Source organism: Fodinicola feengrottensis (assembly GCF_010993775.1).
Lineage (GTDB): Bacteria > Actinomycetota > Actinomycetes > Mycobacteriales > HKI-0501 > Fodinicola > Fodinicola feengrottensis.
Genome location: NZ_WOTO01000039.1, coordinates 41,936 through 59,062 on the forward strand (window position 1 = coordinate 41,936; position 17,127 = coordinate 59,062).

Here is a 17,127-nt window from a genome sequence, read left to right on the forward strand (position 1 = left end):
ATGACGATCAGCCAAGGCCCGGATTCCCGCGGCTATTTCGGCCTGTACGGCGGACGGTTCGTGCCGGAGGCACTGGTCGCGGCCCTCGACGAGCTCGACGTCGAGTTTCACAAAGCGCTCGCCGACGACGAGTTCACCACCGAGCTGTCCCGGATGCTGCGGGAATACGGCGGCACCCCGAGCCTGCTCTACCAGGCGAAGCGGCTGTCCGCGAAGGCCGGCGCGCGGATTCTGCTCAAGCGCGAGGACCTGAACCACACCGGCGCGCACAAGGTTCGCAACGTGCTCGGCCAGGCGCTGCTCACCAAGCGGATGGGCAAGCAGCGGGTCATCGCCGAGACCGGCGCCGGCCAGCATGGTGTCGCGACCGCGACGGCCGCCGCGTACCTCGACCTCGAGTGCACCGTACATGGGCGAGGAGGACACCCGCCGGCAGGCCCTGAACGTGGCCCGCATGCGGATGCTCGGCGCCGAGGTGGTGCCCGTCAAGTCCGGCAGCCGGACGTTGAAGGACGCCATGAACGAGGCGTTCCGCGACTGGGTGTCCACTGTGGACCACACGCACTATCTGGTCGGCTCGGTGGGCGGCCCCCATCCGTTCCCGGAAATGGTGCGCGAGTTCGCGGCCGGCATCGGGGTGGAGGCGCGGGCGCAGAGCCTGGCACTGCTCGGCGGGCTGCCGGACGCGGTCTGCGCGTGTGTCGGCGGCGGATCGAACGCGATGGGCATCTTCCACGCGTTCATCCCAGACGCGACTGACGTGCGTCTTTACGGCTTCGAAGCCGGCGGTGACGGGGTGCAGAGCGGCCGGCACGCGGCCAGCATCACCGGCGGCTCACCCGGCGTGCTGCACGGCGCCCGTACGTACTTGCTGCAGGACGCGGACGGCCAGACCATCGAGTCGCACACTCGATCTCGGCCGGCCTGGACTACCCGGCCGTCGGACCGGAGCACGCGTGGCTTGCCGACACCGGCCGCGCCACGTACGAGGCGGTCACCGACGCCGAGGCGATGGAGGCTTTCCGGCTGCTGTGTCGTACGGAGGGCATCATCCCGGCGATCGAGAGCGCGCACGCGCTGGCCGGTGCCGTGCGGCTGGCGCCGCAGCTCGCGCATACCCTCGGCCGGGAGCCGATCATCCTGGTCAACCTGTCCGGTCGCGGCGACAAGGACATGGAGACCGCAGCGAACTGGTTCGGTCTGTTGGGGGAGAAGTCGTGAGCGTCGCTACCGCTTTCGAGAAGGCGTCCGGCCGGTCCGCACTGGTCGGCTATTTGCCCGCCGGCTATCCGTCGGTGACCGGCGCGATCGACGCGATGAAGGCGATGGTCGACTCCGGCGTCGACATCATCGAGGTCGGTCTGCCGTATTCCGATCCGGTGATGGACGGCCCGACCATCCAGGCCGCCCCGCCGCGCAGGCCGCGCTGGACCGGGGGGTGCACACCGCGGACATCCTGCGGACCGTCGAGGCGGTCGCCGCCACCGGCGTACCGACCGTCGTCATGACGTACTGGAACCCGATCCTGCGATACGGCCCAGAGCGGTTCGGGCAGGACCTCGCGAACGCTGGCGGCGCCGGCCTGATCACGCCTGACCTGATCCCGGACGAGGGCGCAGACTGGATCGCGGTCGCCGACAAGCACAGCCTCGACAAGATCTTCCTGGTGTCGCCGTCGTCCACCGACGCACGGTTGGCCGCCACCGTCGCGGCCTGCCGCGGTTTCGTCTACGCCACGTCCGTGATGGGTGTGACGGGCGCGCGGGCGAAGACCTCCGACGCCGCGCCGACGCTGGTCGCGCGCGTACGTAGGGTTGCCGGCGGCCTGCCGATCGGGGTTGGCCTCGGCGTCAGCAACGGTGAGCAGGCCGCCGAGGTGGCCCAGTTCGCGGATGCGGTCATCGTCGGGTCGGCGCTGGTCCGGTCCGGTGCCTGCTCGACGCTCCTGACGAGGCCGCTGGCGTACGCGCCGTGGCTGCCCTCACCACCGACCTGGCTGCCGGCGTCCGCTCCTGACCCCGCCCGCCGGGGCGTGTTCAGCGGGGCTGGCGGTCACCGGTAGCGTGGCGGCGTGACTTCGGCCTCCCTGGCATCGCTTCCCAGCCCGACCCAGAACGTGTGGTTCCTGTTCGGGTGGATTCCGCTCCGCGCGTACGCGTTCGCCATCATCGTCGGCATCGTTGTCGCGGTGTTGCTGACCGACCGGCGACTGCGGGCCCGCGGCGGGCCGCCCGGCGCGGTCACGGACATCGCGCTGTGGGCGGTGCCGTTCGGGATCGTCGGCGGCCGGATCTATCACGTGATCACCACCCCGGAGCCGTATTTCGGCGCCAGCGGGCATCTGATCGACGCGCTGAAGATCTGGAACGGCGGCCTCGGGATCTGGGGTGCGGTGGCGCTGGGCGCGGTCGGTGCCTGGATCGGCTGCCGCCGGCTGGGCATCCCACTCGGCGTGCTGGCCGACGCGGCCGCGCCCGGACTGGTGTTCGCGCAGGCAATCGGCCGGCTCGGCAACTGGTTCAACAACGAGTTGTACGGCGCCCAGACCAACCTGCCGTGGGGCCTGGTCATCCACCAGATGGACCCGGCGACCGGGCATGCGGTGGCGACGTTGCCGGGCACGTACCACCCCACTTTTCTGTACGAGCTGCTGTGGAACATCGGCGTCGGCCTGCTGGTGATCTGGGTGGACAAGCGTTTCCGGCTCGGTCACGGAAGGGCGTTCGCGGTGTACGGGATGGGTTACACGGTCGGCCGGTTCTGGATCGAGGCGCTGCGGATCGACGACGCGCACCATTTCCTTGGTCTGCGGCTCAACGACTGGACGTCGATCGTCGTCTTCCTCGCGGCGCTCGCGTACTTCCTGTGGCAGCGCGGGCCGCGCGAGAAGCTCCGGATCGTGGACAACCGCAAGGTCGAGTTGGTCGCCGAAGGCGCGGCTGCTGAGAGTGACTCTGAGGGCTCGGTGGGTGCCGCATCCGAGGACTCGACGAGCGCGTCCGACGCATCGGCGGGCAGCGTCGAGACAGCCGGCGAAACCAAGGTGGACGTGACGAAAACGGACGCTGAGCCACCGTCCGGTGACAGCCCGGCGGACACCCCCGAACCGGAGTCCGCGGACCGCGCCTGAGCGCCGCTGGATTTACCACGTCAAGGCCCGTTTACGCAGCTCAGTATGTCCGTGCCCGGCGGTGGCATCGATCACTCGCGGCGAGATCGCGCCCGATGCCTACAGCCGTGTAACCTCGGAAGGTGCGCCGGCGATCCCGTGCGCAAACTTTGTCATCCGCCGGGCCGGAACGCTGGCCCGTCCCCCAGGGCCAATGATGTCCCGCCCCCGCCCGGTGCACTCGTGCGGTCTGCCTTGACCGAGAAAACGAGTGCCCATTAACGACGAGGGAGCCTGCGGGTGAATTTCTCTGCGGTTCCGCCTGCCCAAGGTCTTTATGACCCGGCATTCGAACACGATTCCTGTGGTGTCGCCTTTGTTGCCGACGCCAAGGGCCGACGCTCACATCAGATCATTGCCCATGGACTGACAGCCGTTCATAACATGGAGCACCGCGGTGCCGCCGGCGCCGAGGTGAATTCCGGCGACGGGGCCGGCATCCTCTTCCAGGTGCCGGACCGATTTCTCCGCGAGGTGGTGGTGGATTTTCCGCTGCCCGACGCGGATCCGGACGGTCAGCTGGCGTACGCGGTCGGCCTGGTTTTCCTGCCAGCCAACGATGACGGCGAGGCCGCCGCGCGGGACCTGATCGACGAGGTCGTCGCGCAGGAGCAGGGCCAGGTGCTGGGCTGGCGTCAGCCGCCGGTGGATTCGTCCATGCTCGGCCCGACCGCACTCGGCGTGCTGCCCAGGGTGCGGCAGATTTTCCTGACTTTTAGCGACTCCGCCGGCAATCTTCGTTCCGGACTGCCGTTGGAGCGGATGGCTTTCGTCGCCCGCAAACGCATCGAGCGGATTTCCGCGGAACGCGACTGCGGTGTCTACTTTCCGTCGCTGTCCAGTCGCACGATTGTTTATAAGGGCATGCTAACCACCGATCAGCTGCCTGCCGTCGTTTTTCGGCGACCTGACCGATCCGCGTACGGACAGCGCCATCGCCCTGGTGCACAGCCGGTTCTCCACGAACACGTTCCCGTCGTGGCCGCTCGCGCATCCGTACCGGATCATCGCCCACAACGGCGAGATCAACACCATCCAGGGCAACCGGAACTGGATGCAGGCCCGCGAGGCGTTGCTTGCCACGCCGGCCATTGATGAGGCATTCGGCGGCGATGTCGAGCGGATTTTCCCGATCTGTACGCCCGGCGCGAGCGACTCGGCGACTTTCGACGAGGTGCTGGAGTTGCTGCACCTGGGCGGTCGGAGCCTGCCGCACGCGATGTTGATGATGATTCCCGAGGCCTGGGAAAACAACGCCGACATGGATCCGGCGCGGCGGGCTTTTTACGAGTTCCATTCGTCGCTGATGGAGCCGTGGGACGGCCCAGCCTGTGTCGCTTTCACAGACGGCACACAGATTGGTGCGGTGCTGGACCGCAACGGCCTGCGGCCGGGCCGCTGGTGGCGGACCCGCGACGACCTGGTCGTGTTGGCCAGTGAGGCCGGCGTGCTGGAGATCGACCCGGCCCAGGTGGTCGCGAAGGGCCGGCTGCGGCCGGGCCGGATGTTCTTGGTGGACACCGCTTTGGGCCGGATCGTCGAGGACGACGAAATCAAGGCCGAGTTGGCCGCCGAGCAGCCGTACGACGAATGGTTGCACGCGGGCCTGACCCGGCTGGGAAACCTGCCCGAGCGCGAGCACGTCACCTACGGGCACGAGTCGGTGCAGCGCCGGCAGCAGACTTTTGGCTACACCGAGGAAGAACTCCGGATCATCCTGACGCCGATGGCGACCTCCGGTATGGAGGCCATCGGTTCGATGGGCAGCGACACCCCGGTGGCGGTGCTGTCCCATCGCGCCCGGCTGCTTTATGACTATTTCTCGCAGCTTTTCGCGCAGGTCACCAATCCGCCACTGGACGCGATTCGCGAGGAAATCGTCACCAGTGTCGGTGACACCATCGGGGCGGAGCAGAACCTGCTCATTCCCGGCCCGGCCAGCTGCCGGCAGATCGTGTTGCCGTTCCCGGTGATCGACAACGACGAGCTCGCGAAGATCGTGCACATCGACGACGACGGTGACATGCCGGGATTCCGGGCGGTCACGGTTTCCGGCCTTTACCGGGTGGTCGAGGGCGCGGCCGGAATGAAGGCTCGGCTGGTGGAGATCTGCCGGCTTATTTCCGAGGCGATCGAGGATGGCGCCCGGATTATCGTGCTCTCGGACCGGGATTCCACCGCGGATCTCGCGCCCATTCCGTCGCTGCTGCTGACTGCCTGCGTTCACCATCATCTGGTGCGGGAGCGCACTCGTACGCGCGTCGGTCTGGTCGTGGAGGCCGGCGACGCCCGCGAGGTGCACCATGTGGCTCTGCTGCTGGGATACGGCGCCGCCGCGGTCAACACGTATCTGGCTTTCGAGACCATCGAGGACATGGTCTCCGGCGGCCAGCTGACCGGAATCGCGGCGCAGAAGGCGATCCGGAACTACGTGAAGGCGCTCGGCAAGGGCGTCCTCAAGGTCATGAGCAAGATGGGCATCTCGACGGTCGCGTCGTACACCGGCGCGCAGGTGTTCGAGGCGATCGGCCTCAGCCAGGACCTGGTTGACCGCTACTTCACTGGTACGACAAGTAAACTCGGCGGCGTCGACCTCGGGGCGATCGCCGCCGAGGTGGCTGCTCGGCACGCCAAGGCGTGGCCGGCGAACCCGGCCGACCGGGCGCACCGGCGCCTGGACGTGGGCGGCGAATACCAGTGGCGCCGCGAGGGTGAGGTGCATCTTTTCAACCCGGAAACGGTTTTCCTGCTCCAGCACTCCACTCGTACGCGCAAATACGAGATCTTCAAGCAATACACCTCGGCCGTGGATGACCTGTCCAAACAGGCCGCGACTCTACGAGGGCTCTTCGACTTCTCCTCTGGTCGCAAGCCCATCCCGATCCAGGAGGTGGAGCCGGCCAGCGAGATCGTCAAGCGGTTCTCCACCGGCGCGATGAGCTACGGCTCGATTTCGATTGAGGCGCACGAAACTCTGGCGATCGCGATGAACTCGATGGGCGCCCGGTCCAACACCGGTGAGGGTGGCGAAGACGCCGATCGGCTCCGCGACCCGCGCCCGGCGGCGCAGCTCGATCAAACAGGTCGCGTCCGGCCGTTTTGGTGTCACCAGCGACTATCTGGTGCTGGTGCACGCCGACGACATCCAGATCAAGATGGCGCAGGGCGCCAAGCCCGGTGAGGGCGGCCAGCTGCCCGGCCACAAGGTCTATCCGTGGATTGCCCGTACGAGACATTCCACCCCCGGGCGTCGGCCTGATCAGCCCGCCGCCGCACCACGACATCTATTCGATCGAGGATCTCGCGCAGCTGATCCACGACCTGAAGAACGCCAACCCGGAAGCGCGGATCCACGTCAAGCTGGTCGCCGAGGTCGGGGTGGGTACGGTCGCGGCCGGCGTCAGCAAGGCGCATGCCGATGTCGTGCTGATTTCCGGCTATGACGGCGGTACGGGCGCCGCGCCGCTCACCTCGCTGAAGCACGCGGGCGCGCCGTGGGAGCTGGGTTTGGCGGAAACGCAACAAACCCTGCTGCTGAACAACCTGCGCGACCGAATCGTGGTGCAGACCGACGGCCAGCTCAAGACCGGCCGAGATGTCGTCGTTGCCGCGTTGTTGGGCGCTGAGGAGTACGGTTTCGCCACCGCTCCGCTGGTGGTTTCGGGCTGCGTCATGATGCGGGTCTGCCACCTGGACACCTGTCCGGTGGGCGTCGCCACCCAGAACCCGAAGCTGCGGGAGAAATACACCGGCAAGGCCGAATATGTGGTGACCTTCTTCGAATACATCGCCGAAGAGGTTCGGGAGTTGTTGGCCGAGCTGGGATTCCGGTCGATCCAGGAGGCGATCGGGCACGCTGAGGTGCTCGACACCCGGGCCGCCGTCGATCACTGGAAAGCCTCCGGGATGGACCTCTCGCCGTTGTTCGTGGTGCCGGAGCTGCCCGAAGGCACGTCCCGGCACAACACCACCGAGCAGGACCACGGCCTGGAGAAAGCGTTGGACAACACGCTTATCCAGCTCTGCGAGGGCGCGTTGCTGGATGGTTCGCCGGTGAAGTTGGAATTGCCCGTACGCAACGTCAACCGCACCGTCGGCACCATGCTCGGCTCCTTCGTGACCCGGCGATTCGGTGCGGAAGGCTTGCCGGCCAACACCATCGACATCACTTTCACCGGCACGGCCGGCCAGTCGTTCGGCGCGTTTGTGCCGCCGGGGGTCACTTTGCGACTGCTCGGCGACGCGAACGACTACGTCGGCAAGGGTCTTTCCGGCGGACGTATCGTGCTGCGGCCGGATCCCGTCGCGCCTTTTGAGGCGGAGCGCAACATCATTGCCGGCAACACGATTCTCTATGGCGCGACCCGCGGCGAAGCGTTCATTCGCGGCATCGTGGGGGAGCGGTTCGGCGTACGGAACTCCGGTGCGCTCGCCGTTGTCGAAGGCGTCGGCGACCACGGCTGTGAGTACATGACCGGCGGCACGGTCGTCGTCGTTCTTGGGCCCACCGGCCGGAACTTCGCGGCTGGCATGTCGGGCGGCAGCGCGTACGTCCTGAATCTCGACCCGCGGTTGGTGAACCGCGAGATGGTCGACCTCGAAGCAGTGTCCGCGGAGGATGCTGACAGGCTGCGGAACATCATTGGCCGCTACGAAGCCGAAACCGGTTCGCCGGTGGCCGCCGAGCTGCTGGCCAACTGGGAACGGCGCAGGGCCGCATTCACCAAGATCATGCCGCGGGACTACCGCCGCGTGTTGGAGGCCACCCGGCAGGCCGAAGCGGCCGGCCGCGATGTCGGCGAGGCGATCATGGAGGCCGCACGTGGCTGACCCCACTGGTTTTCTCAAGTACGGCCGGGAACTTCCGCAGCGGCGGCCGGTCGACATCCGGATCTCCGACTGGCGCGAGGTCTACCAGGACTTTGACTCCGGCAAGCTGCGCAGCCAGGCATCTCGATGCATGGACTGCGGGATTCCGTTCTGCCACAACGGATGTCCGCTGGGCAACCTGATCCCGGAGTGGAACGACCTGGTGCGTACGGACCAGTTCCGGTCCGCCATCGAGCGCCTGCACGCGACGAACAACTTCCCGGAATTCACCGGGCGGCTCTGTCCAGCGCCCTGTGAGGCCGCGTGCGTACTCGGTATCAACAGCGATCCGGTGACGATCAAGCAGGTCGAGGTCGAGATCATTGACCGCGCCTTCGCTGAGGGCTGGGTGACGCCGTCTCCCGCGCAGCTGAAATCTGGCAAGAACGTCGCCGTCATTGGCTCGGGCCCAGCCGGACTCGCCGCGGCTCAGCAGCTGACTCGTGCCGGCCACGATGTCACTGTTTACGAGCGGAACGACAAAATCGGTGGGCTGCTGCGTTATGGCATCCCGGAATTCAAGATGGAAAAGCGCCATCTGGACCGCCGGTTGGAGCAGATGTCCGCTGAGGGCACCGAATTCCGTACGAGGGTGAACGTCGGCGCGGATCTCACCGCGGCGCAGCTGCGGGCGAATGCGGACGCGATCGTGTTGGCGATGGGTTCGACGGTGCCACGCGACCTGCCGGCTCCTGGGCGTGAACTTTCCGGGATCTACTACGCGATGGAGTATTTGGAGCCGGCCAACCGGGTCCAGAACGGCGACCTCGCTGAGCCGCCCATCGATGCCGCTGGCAAGCATGTGGTGATCATCGGCGGTGGCGACACCGGCGCGGACTGCCTCGGCACGGCACACCGGCAAGGAGCTTTAGTGTTACGCAGCTGGAGATCATGCCGATTCCGGCGGACGTACGCCCGGAAAACACACCGTGGCCAACCTGGCCGCTGATCATGCGTACGTCCAGTGCGCACGAAGAAGGCGGCGACCGGGTTTTCTCCGTCAACACCGAGAAGTTCGTCGGCGACGCGGCTGGCAACGTGCAGGCGCTGTCGTTGCATGAGGTCACGATGGTCGACGGCCGTTTTGAGAAGGTGCCCGGCAGCGAACGCGAGCTGCCGGCGCAGCTGGTGTTCCTGGCGATGGGTTTCACTGGGGTCGACAAGAGTTCGGACCTGTTGGACGAGCTGGGCACGGTCGTCGGCCCGCGCGGCACGGTGGCGCGGGACGCGGCATGGAAGTCCACTGTGGACGGTGTGTTCGTGGCCGGCGACGCCGGCCGCGGCCAGTCGCTGATCGTCTGGGCGATCGCCGAGGGCCGCGCCTGCGCCGCCGCTGTCGACGCTTACCTCACCGGCCACACCCAGCTCCCGGCCCCCATCAACCCCACCACCATGGCCCTGATCGCCCGCTAGCCGGTGGTGGGGAGAAGGGCGAGGAGGGCGGCGGCCGCCGGAGTGGGTGAGCGGGTGGCGGCGGTGACGACCAGAAGCGAGCGGCTGATGGGCGGGTCGGTGGGTAGGGCGACGACTGGACGCGACGCCGTACGCAACGTCATCGGCGGGAGCAAGGCGACGCCGAGGCCGTAACCGACGAGGTCGACCTGGGTCGTGATCGTGTCGACTTCACAGCGGATGCGGCGGTCCAGGCCGACCGACGCGCAGGCCGCGTCCAGGGTCGCCCGGAGCGCGGAATCGGCCCGGTACTCGACAAAATCGAGGTCCACGAGGTCGGCCAGTCGGACCCGGCTCCGGGCGGCCAGCGGGTCGTCGGCGGCGACGGCCAGTACGAGCGTCTCCTCGCCGAGCGGGACCGACCGGACCCCGGTGGCGTGCTCGCCGAGCGGAAGGTCCACGAACGCGAGGTCCAACCGGCCCGTCACGGTGTCGTGGACGAGCGCGCTGACGTTGGCGTTGCGCACCTGGATGGTGATCGCTGGATGCCGCCGGTGATAGCGCGACAGCAGCGCCGCGAGGTCGAGGATTCCCAGCGTTTGCAACGATCCGATGGTCAGTTGGCCGCGCAGCAGTCCGTGCACACCAGCCACCGCGTCGCGTCCGTCGTCGGCGGCGGCCAGCGCCCGGAGAGCGGCCGGCAGCAGGGCGCGACCGCTTCGGTCAGCTCAACGCGGCGAGTGCTGCGTACGAACAGGCTGCCGCCCAGCTCACGTTCCAGCGCACGGATCGAAGCGGACAGGCTCGACTGGGTGTGAGGTGCAGCTGGGTCGCGGCGCGGGTGAAGTGCCGCTGCTCGGCGACCGCGACGAAGTGGCTCAGCTGGCGGAGCTCCATTGAGTGATCATATCGATCTCAACAAGCGGAATTATCAATTTTATCTCTGGATCACGATGGCGCAGACTGGGGTACGTGAAACGACGAAAGCGATTGTGTCCGTGGCGTACGCGTTCGCCGCGATCATGGTCGGTACCACGCTGCCGACCCCGCTCTACCCCATCTACCAGCACCAACTCGGCTTCGGCAGCGGCCTGACCACGGTCATCTATGCGGTTTACGCGGCCGGCGTACTGGTGCCGCTGTTGCTGTTCGGCCGCGCGTCCGATGTGCTCGGCCGCCGTCCGGTGCTGCTGGCCGCGCTGGGCGTCTCGGCCCTCAGCTCGCTGATCTTCCTGACCGGGCCGAGCCTGCCGGTGCTCTTTCTTGGACGGGTCGTCTCCGGTGTGTCGGCGGGGCTGGTGACCGCGGCGGCCGTCGCGACGATGGTCGACCTTGCCGACCCACACCACCGCCGCGTGGTCACGATGGCCGCCACCGCCGTCAACATGCTTGGCCTCGGCTGCGGGCCGCTGCTGTCCGGCCTGCTGGCCGACCTCGTGCCGCTGCCGCTCTACCTCCCGTACGCGGTGCAGTTCGCGCTGCTCGTACCGGCGACGGTGCTGGTCTGGCGGGCTGCACCGGCCACCCCGGCGGCGTCCGGGAAGGCGTTCCAGCGGCCACGGCTGGCGGTGCCACCGGAGGTGCGAGGGGTGTTCGTGCCGGCGGCGATCGCGGCTTTCGCGGCTTTCGCAGTCCTCGGGCTACTGACCGCGGTCGAGCCCGGTCTGCTCGCGACCACCCTTCACCAGACCGGGCACGCGGTGGCCGGCGCCGTGGTGTTCTCGATGTTCGCCGGCTCGGCGCTCAGCCAGCTCGTCTCGTCGCGCTGGCGGGACCACCTCGCGCTGCCGGCTGGCTGCCTCACGCTGGTCGTCGGGCTGGCCGCGATCGGCATCGCGCTGGCGCTCGCGTCGCTGCCGTTGCTGGCGATCGGCACCATCGTGGCCGGCGCCGGGCACGGCCTCAGCTTCCGGGCCGCGATGAACGCCATCACCGAGTACGCGCCAGCGGACCGCCGAGCCGAGGTCGTCGCCGCTCTGAACGTGGTCGCGTACGTCGGGATCTCCATCCCGGTGGTGCTGGTCGGCCTGGCGACCGCGGTCGTGGATCTGCGTACGGCCGCGATCGCCTTCGCGGTGGTGATGTCGCTGGTGGCCCTCGCCGCGATGGCCGCGCTGTTGCGGCTGAACCGGTCCGGCGCGGTCGTCACGTCCGCTGGCTGAGGACCTCCCGCAGGGTCGCCGCGAACTCCGCGGGCTTGCCCGGCATGCCGTATTCGTCGCCGAGGAAACCGCCGTGGTTGCTCGGAAAAGTCACTGTGGTCGTGCCCAGTCGCGCGGCCACCGCGCGCGTCGCGCGGGCCGGCAGCTGGTCGCTGGACTCCGCGCCAACGCCGAGTACGAGGCGGCTTGACGCCGACCCGATGGCGTCGAAATCGTGCTGGTAGTAGTTGCACGAGATGATGTTCAACCCGAGCAGCGCGTCGTTCCGGGTGCCGTCGTCGTCAGTTGGCAGCCCGAAGTCAGCGGGGTTGGGCGCCGTTGTTGGTCGGCGAAGTCGGCGGTGAACAGGCCGTCGTGGCTTACCAGGGCGATGAACTTCGCCATCGCGTGGCCGCTGCCGCTGCGCAGGTAGGTCTCGTGGATGTCCGTACACGCGGCCAGCGCCGCCTCGCGGTCCGGCAGCTCCTGGGTGACCGGCGGCTCGTGCGCCACGAGCGTACGAACCTGGTCCGGATGCTGAGCGATCAGCGCCAGTCCGTTGACCGCGCCGCCGCTGCTGGCGAAGATGTCGACCGGCCCGACGCCGAGCGCGGTGATCAATCGGTGCAGGTCATCGGCGTGTTCGTCGGGAGTGTTCTGCAGAGCTCCGTCGGTACGCTCGCTGCGCTCTGAGCCACGCGGGTCGTACGTGACGACCGTACGGTCGGTGAAATAGCTCGCGAGCGTACCGAATCCGCTGGCCGCCATCGGCGACCCGATCATCAGCAGCGTCGGCTCGGTGTCCGCCTCGCCTTCTCGCACGTCGTAATGCAGCACCGCGCCGGGAACTTCCAGTGTGTGCATTTTCGCCTCAGTCATGTCTTCTCCTCCTTGCCAGCTGTGACTCACCATGCCGGCGAAACTCATCGGTCCTTCGCCAACTCGCTCAGGAGAGCAGTCGGTCGTACGCGCCTTCGCTACCGCGGCGGCAACGGATGATAGGGCTGGTAGAGGCCGATTTCGGTGCCGCCGGGCAGTGCGATCGCGGTGATCGCACCCCAGCGCTGCTCGTCGACCGGCTTGGTGAAGGTGACGCCTTTCGCGGTCAGCTCCGTCATGGTGGCCGGGAGGTCGTCGCACATCAGGTAAAGCTCCTGGCGTGGCTCGTCGCCGGGATGGACCGCCAGTTCGGCGGGTGGCATCGCGAAGATCAGCCAGCCGCCGCCGGCGGCGTCCGCGCTGGGATAGTCGAGCACGTCACGGAAGAACGCGCGGACTTCCTCGGCGTGGCTGCTGTAGACGATGGTGTGCAATCCAATGATGGCCATAGCTGTGTCTAGCGCACCTTGCTATCCGGTGGCGAGCTTGGCCAGCAGGCGGGTGAGTTGGGCCTGTTCTGGCTCGGTGAGCCGGGCCAGCAGCTCCGCGCTCATCCCGTCGACGACCGGCCGGGCACGTCTGAGCAGCTCACGGCCCCCAGGAGTCAGCCGCAGGAGCTTGCGGCGACGGTCCTGCGGGTCCACGGCCCGCCCGATCAGGCCACGACTTTCCAGGCGGAGCAGCAAAACCGCGAGAGTGGCCTTGTCGGTGGCGGCTGCCGAGGCAGCCGCGGACTGCTCGAGGCCGGGCTCGGCCTCGATCGCGCGCATGACGGCATACTGCGGCTTGGTCAGCTCGGGCACCTGGGCCTGCCAGTGCGCGTTGTGTTCCTGCAACACGATCCGCATCTGGTGGAATGCCGGCCAGTCCATCGAGCTAGTATAGGTCGTAGACGAATCGTTCGTGTACGAATAGTCTTCCCCCATGAAGGTGATCGTGGGCATGACCGGCGCGACAGGGCGCGCTGATCGGCGTACGACTGCTGGAAGCGCTGCGGGACCTGCCGGCGGTCGAAACGCATCTGGTGATGACGCGATGGGCGAAAGTCACGCTGGAGCTGGAAACGTCGTACGCGGCGCATCAGGTGACCGCGCTGGCCGATGTCGTTTACGGCCCGGGGGACCAGGGAGCGCCGATCTCGTCGGGGTCTTTCCTTACCGATGCGATGATTGTCGTCCCATGCAGCATGAAAACGCTGGCTGGCATTCGCGCTGGTTACGCCGACGGGCTGGTGGGCCGGGCGGCTGATGTGACGCTGAAGGAAAGGCGTCGACTGGTGCTGGTGCCGCGCGAGACACCGCTCAGTGAGATTCATTTGGAGAACATGCTGGCGCTGGCCCGGATGGGTGTGTCGATCGTGCCGCCGATGCCGGCTTTCTACAACAACCCCAAAAGTGTCGACGACATCGTCGATCACCTCGTGGTCAGGATTCTCGACCAGGTCGGACTGCCGGCGTCGGACGCCGGCCGATGGAACGGACGCGGCTGATGGCGTACGACGACCTTCGGGCCTTTCTCGCCGAGTTGGACAAGAACGGCCAACTGCTGAGCATCTCCGAAGAGGTGACGGCCGAACCCGACCTGGCGGCGGCGGCGAACGCGGTCTCCCGTGTCGAGGGCTCTCCGGCGCTTTACTTTGACAACGTGCAAGGCTTTCGGGACGCGAAGATCGCGTTGAACGTGCACGGGTCGTGGCCCAATCACGCCCTCGCGCTGGGGCTGCCTCCGGACACCCTGGTACGCGAGCAGGTCGAGGAATTCGCTCGCCGCTGGGAGAATTTCCCGGTCCCGCCGGTGCGCCGCGTCAGTCCACCGTGGGCCGAGAACACTCGTACCGGCGACGAGGTCAACATCTTCGACGTGCTGCCGGTGTTTCGCCTCAACGACGGCGACAGCGGCTTCTTCCTGGACAAGGCCGCAGTGGTTTCCCGCGATCCGACCGATCCCGGGAATTTTGGGAAACAGAATGTCGGCATCTACCGGCTGGAAGTCAAAGGACCGCGAAGGCTCGGCCTGCAACCCGCACCCATGCACGACATAGCGATTCACTTGCAGAGAGCGGAAGAATCTCACGAGGATCTGCCGATCGCGATCGCTGTGGGCAACGATCCGGCGATCACGCTGGCAGCGGCGACTCCGATGGCGTACGACCAGTCCGAATACGAGCTGGCCGGTGCCCTGCGCGGCGAGCCGGCCCCGATCGCGACCGCGCCGCTGACCGGTCTGGACGTGCCGTGGGGATCGGAGGTGGTGTTGGAAGGTGTTGTGGAGGGCCGAAAACGGGAGCTCGAAGGCCCGTTTGGGGAGTTCACCGGGCACTATTCCGGCGGTCGCAAGATGCCGGTCGTACGCGTCGACCGCATTTCCTATCGTACGAACCCGATCTACGAGTCGCTCTATCTCGGCATGCCGTGGACCGAGCTTGACTACTTGATCGGACCTGCCACCTGCGTGCAGCTCTACCAGCAGCTGAAGGCGGATTTCCCGGAAGTGCAGGCGGTCAACGCGATGTACACGCATGGCCTGCTCGCCATTATTTCCACCAAGACTCGTTATGGCGGTTTCGCGAAAGCGGTCGGGATGCGGGCGATGACCACACCTCATGGCCTCGGTTATTGCAAGATGGTCATCGTGGTCGACGCGGAAGTCGATCCTTTCGACCTGCCGCGGGTGATGTGGGCGATGTCGACGAAAGTGAACGCCGCCGCCGACCTGGTCAACCTGCCGAATCTGTCCGTGCTGCACCTGGATCCGAGCTCGGAACCGGCGGGGATCAGCAACAAACTCATCATCGACGCGACCACGCCGGTCCCGCCGGATCGGCGCGGGCGGTTCGAACAGGCGGTGCATGACCTGCCCGAGACCGGCGACTGGGTGCGGCGGCTTCAGGCCGTACGAAAGGGAAAGCCGTGACCTGTCCACGGTGCGACCACAGCACGATCGCCGTCATGGCCACCTCGCCGGTGCCCGATGTCTGGGAGCTGTTGCGTTGCGCACGGTGCGGTTATGCGTGGCGTACGACCGAGCCGGCCCGGCGCACCACCCGCGCCGCCTATCCGAAGGTTTTCCAGCTCACCCAGGCCGACATCGACGCGGCGGTCGAAGTTCCGGTCGTACCAGAGCAGTAGCTTTGGGCATCTGTTGTGATGTGCGGCTTTTGGCCTGTTCGGGTACGTGACAGGGTGACGAAGATCGCTCCCCGTTCTGCATCGGTTCACCCGGTCCCGATACTGTGTCGCCCATGAGTAGGCGCGCGAAGATCGTCTGCACCATCGGTCCTGCCACGTCCTCCCCGGAGCGGGTAAGAGCCCTGGTGGACGCAGGCATGGACGTTGCCCGGCTGAACTTCAGCCACGGCAGCCACGAAGACCACCAGGCGGCGTACCAGCTGGTCCGGGAGGCGTCCGACGCCACCGGCCACGCGGTCGCCGTGCTGGCCGACCTGCAGGGCCCCAAGATCCGGCTCGGCCGGTTCAAGGACGGGCCGGTGGAGTGGCTGACCGGGGAGACGGTCACCATCACCACCGATCCGGTCGACGGCACCCACGACCTGGTCTCGACGACCTACGACAAGCTGTCGAAAGAGGTGTCGGTCGGCGACCGGCTGCTGATCGACGACGGCAAGGTCGCGGTCGAGATCACCGCGCTGGACGGGCCGCGGATCCGCTGCCTGGTCATCGAGGGCGGGCCGGTCAGCAACAACAAGGGCATCTCGGTGCCGGAGTCGGCGCTCTCGGTGCCGGCGCTGTCCGAGAAGGACATCGCGGACCTGAAGTTCGCGCTGGACCTGCGGGTGGACATGATCGCCATGTCGTTCGTACGGGAGGCCAGCGAGGTCGAGCTGATCCGCCAGATCATGGACGAGCACGGCGGCGGCCGGCTGCCGGTGATCGCCAAGCTGGAGAAACCGCAGGCCGTCGACAACCTCGAGTCGATTGTGCTGGCCTTCGACGGCATGATGGTGGCCCGCGGCGACCTCGGTGTCGAGCTGCCGCTGGAGCAGGTGCCGATCGTCCAGAAGCGCTGCATCCAGCTCTGCCGGGAGAACGCGAAGCCGGTCATCGTGGCCACCCAGATGCTCGACTCGATGATCGAGAACTCCCGGCCGACCCGCGCCGAGGCCTCTGACGTGGCCAACGCCGTGCTCGACGGCGCCGACGCGCTGATGCTGTCCGGCGAGACCGGGGTCGGCAAGTTCCCGATCCTGACCGTGCGGACGATGAGCAAGATCATCACCTCCGTCGAGGAGGCCGACTGGGGAGTGCCGCCCCTGCAGCACGACCCGCGTACCAAGGGCGGTGCCATCGCCCATGCGGCGAAGAACATCGCCGAGGTGCTGGACGCGCGCGCGCGATCGTCGCCTTCACGCTCTCCGGCGACACGGTCCGGCGACTGGCGCGGCAGCACACCCGGCTGCCGATCCTGGCTTTCACGTCGATCCCGGCCGTACGGAACCAGCTCGCGCTTTCCTGGGGTGTCGAGACGTTCCTCACGCCCATGGTCGCCCACACCGACGATATGGTGCGAGCGGTCGATGCGTCGCTGCTGTCGATCGGGCGGTTCCCGGCCGGTGACAGCGTGGTGATCGTGGCCGGCAGCCCGCCCGGGACGGCCGGTTCGACCAACGCCGTCCGGGTGCACCAGTTGGGCTCGGACACCACCGGCTGACAGGAGTAA

13 protein-coding genes and 5 pseudogenes are annotated in these 17,127 nt (G+C 67.3%); 11 read left to right on the top strand and 7 right to left on the bottom strand.

The window, feature by feature from the left end:
• The 6 genes and pseudogenes from trpB (at position 1) to GNX96_RS31050 (ending at position 9,451) form a co-directional block, all read left to right on the top strand.
• A pseudogene (trpB, locus tag GNX96_RS65260) lies at positions 1–1,221 on the top strand (tryptophan synthase subunit beta).
• A complete protein-coding gene (locus GNX96_RS65265) occupies positions 1,218–1,508 on the top strand; it encodes a tryptophan synthase subunit alpha (RefSeq protein ID WP_390624182.1) in 291 nt (96 codons plus the stop codon). The pseudogene trpB and the gene GNX96_RS65265 overlap by 4 nt, the downstream one beginning before the upstream one ends.
• Positions 1,439–2,062: a tryptophan synthase subunit alpha gene (gene trpA / locus GNX96_RS31035; RefSeq protein ID WP_390624183.1), complete on the top strand. Its 624-nt coding sequence runs from the start codon at positions 1,439–1,441 to the stop codon at positions 2,060–2,062. Before GNX96_RS65265 ends, trpA begins: the two co-directional genes overlap by 70 nt.
• A gap of 9 nt (positions 2,063–2,071) precedes the next feature.
• On the top strand, positions 2,072–3,130 hold the full coding sequence (gene lgt / locus GNX96_RS31040; protein WP_163571567.1) for a prolipoprotein diacylglyceryl transferase: 1,059 nt from the start codon (positions 2,072–2,074) through the stop codon (positions 3,128–3,130).
• 279 nt (positions 3,131–3,409) lie between these two features.
• A pseudogene (gene gltB, locus GNX96_RS31045) lies at positions 3,410–7,999 on the top strand (glutamate synthase large subunit).
• Positions 7,992–9,451 (top strand): annotated as a pseudogene (locus GNX96_RS31050) (glutamate synthase subunit beta). Before gltB ends, GNX96_RS31050 begins: the two co-directional pseudogenes overlap by 8 nt.
• On the opposite strand, the gene GNX96_RS31055 reads toward GNX96_RS31050, so the two are convergent.
• The 3 genes from GNX96_RS31055 to GNX96_RS56685 are packed head-to-tail and all read right to left on the bottom strand — an operon-like array spanning position 9,448 to position 10,327.
• On the bottom strand, positions 9,448–10,083 hold the full coding sequence (locus GNX96_RS31055) for a LysR substrate-binding domain-containing protein (protein ID WP_163571568.1): 636 nt from the start codon (positions 10,081–10,083) through the stop codon (positions 9,448–9,450). The pseudogene GNX96_RS31050 and the gene GNX96_RS31055 sit on opposite strands and share 4 nt — an antisense overlap.
• On the bottom strand, positions 10,047–10,232 hold the full coding sequence (locus GNX96_RS65270) for a helix-turn-helix domain-containing protein (protein WP_390624188.1): 186 nt from the start codon (positions 10,230–10,232) through the stop codon (positions 10,047–10,049). The genes GNX96_RS31055 and GNX96_RS65270 overlap by 37 nt, the downstream gene beginning before the upstream one ends.
• On the bottom strand, positions 10,154–10,327 hold the full coding sequence (locus tag GNX96_RS56685) for a LysR family transcriptional regulator (protein WP_279581971.1): 174 nt from the start codon (positions 10,325–10,327) through the stop codon (positions 10,154–10,156). Before GNX96_RS56685 ends, GNX96_RS65270 begins: the two co-directional genes overlap by 79 nt.
• 101 nt (positions 10,328–10,428) lie before the next feature.
• Here GNX96_RS56685 and GNX96_RS31065 point away from each other — a divergent pair, with 101 nt between their 5' ends.
• A complete protein-coding gene (locus GNX96_RS31065) occupies positions 10,429–11,592 on the top strand; it encodes an MFS transporter (protein ID WP_279581972.1) in 1,164 nt (387 codons plus the stop codon).
• On the opposite strand, the gene GNX96_RS61575 is transcribed toward GNX96_RS31065, so the two are convergent.
• The 4 genes from GNX96_RS61575 to GNX96_RS31080 form a co-directional block, all read right to left on the bottom strand.
• Positions 11,576–11,839, bottom strand: coding sequence for a hypothetical protein (locus GNX96_RS61575; protein WP_313885822.1), 264 nt, complete (start codon positions 11,837–11,839; stop codon positions 11,576–11,578). The two genes, GNX96_RS31065 and GNX96_RS61575, sit on opposite strands and share 17 nt — an antisense overlap.
• Positions 11,836–12,450, bottom strand: a complete 615-nt coding sequence (locus GNX96_RS31070; protein ID WP_313885823.1) for an alpha/beta fold hydrolase — start codon at positions 12,448–12,450, stop codon at positions 11,836–11,838. Before GNX96_RS31070 ends, GNX96_RS61575 begins: the two co-directional genes overlap by 4 nt.
• A 98-nt stretch (positions 12,451–12,548) precedes the next feature.
• Positions 12,549–12,899, bottom strand: a complete 351-nt coding sequence (locus GNX96_RS31075) for a VOC family protein (RefSeq protein ID WP_163571570.1) — start codon at positions 12,897–12,899, stop codon at positions 12,549–12,551.
• A 21-nt stretch (positions 12,900–12,920) separates the two neighbouring features.
• A complete protein-coding gene (locus tag GNX96_RS31080; RefSeq protein WP_279581973.1) occupies positions 12,921–13,394 on the bottom strand; it encodes a MarR family winged helix-turn-helix transcriptional regulator in 474 nt (157 codons plus the stop codon).
• Here GNX96_RS31080 and GNX96_RS31085 point away from each other — a divergent pair.
• From GNX96_RS31085 to pyk, 4 genes and pseudogenes are all read left to right on the top strand, one after another.
• Positions 13,375–13,939: pseudogene (locus GNX96_RS31085) on the top strand (non-oxidative hydroxyarylic acid decarboxylases subunit B). The gene GNX96_RS31080 and the pseudogene GNX96_RS31085 sit on opposite strands and share 20 nt — an antisense overlap.
• The gene (locus GNX96_RS31090) at positions 13,921–15,363 is read left to right on the top strand and encodes a non-oxidative hydroxyarylic acid decarboxylases subunit C (RefSeq protein ID WP_279581974.1); all 1,443 of its coding nucleotides are present in this window, start codon (positions 13,921–13,923) and stop codon (positions 15,361–15,363) included. Before GNX96_RS31085 ends, GNX96_RS31090 begins: the two are co-directional and overlap by 19 nt.
• Positions 15,360–15,578: a non-oxidative hydroxyarylic acid decarboxylases subunit D gene (locus GNX96_RS31095; RefSeq protein ID WP_163571571.1), complete on the top strand. Its 219-nt coding sequence runs from the start codon at positions 15,360–15,362 to the stop codon at positions 15,576–15,578. The genes GNX96_RS31090 and GNX96_RS31095 overlap by 4 nt, the downstream gene beginning before the upstream one ends.
• A 113-nt stretch (positions 15,579–15,691) precedes the next feature.
• Positions 15,692–17,118 (top strand): annotated as a pseudogene (pyk, locus tag GNX96_RS31100) (pyruvate kinase).
• Positions 17,119–17,127: the final 9 nt, after the last annotated feature.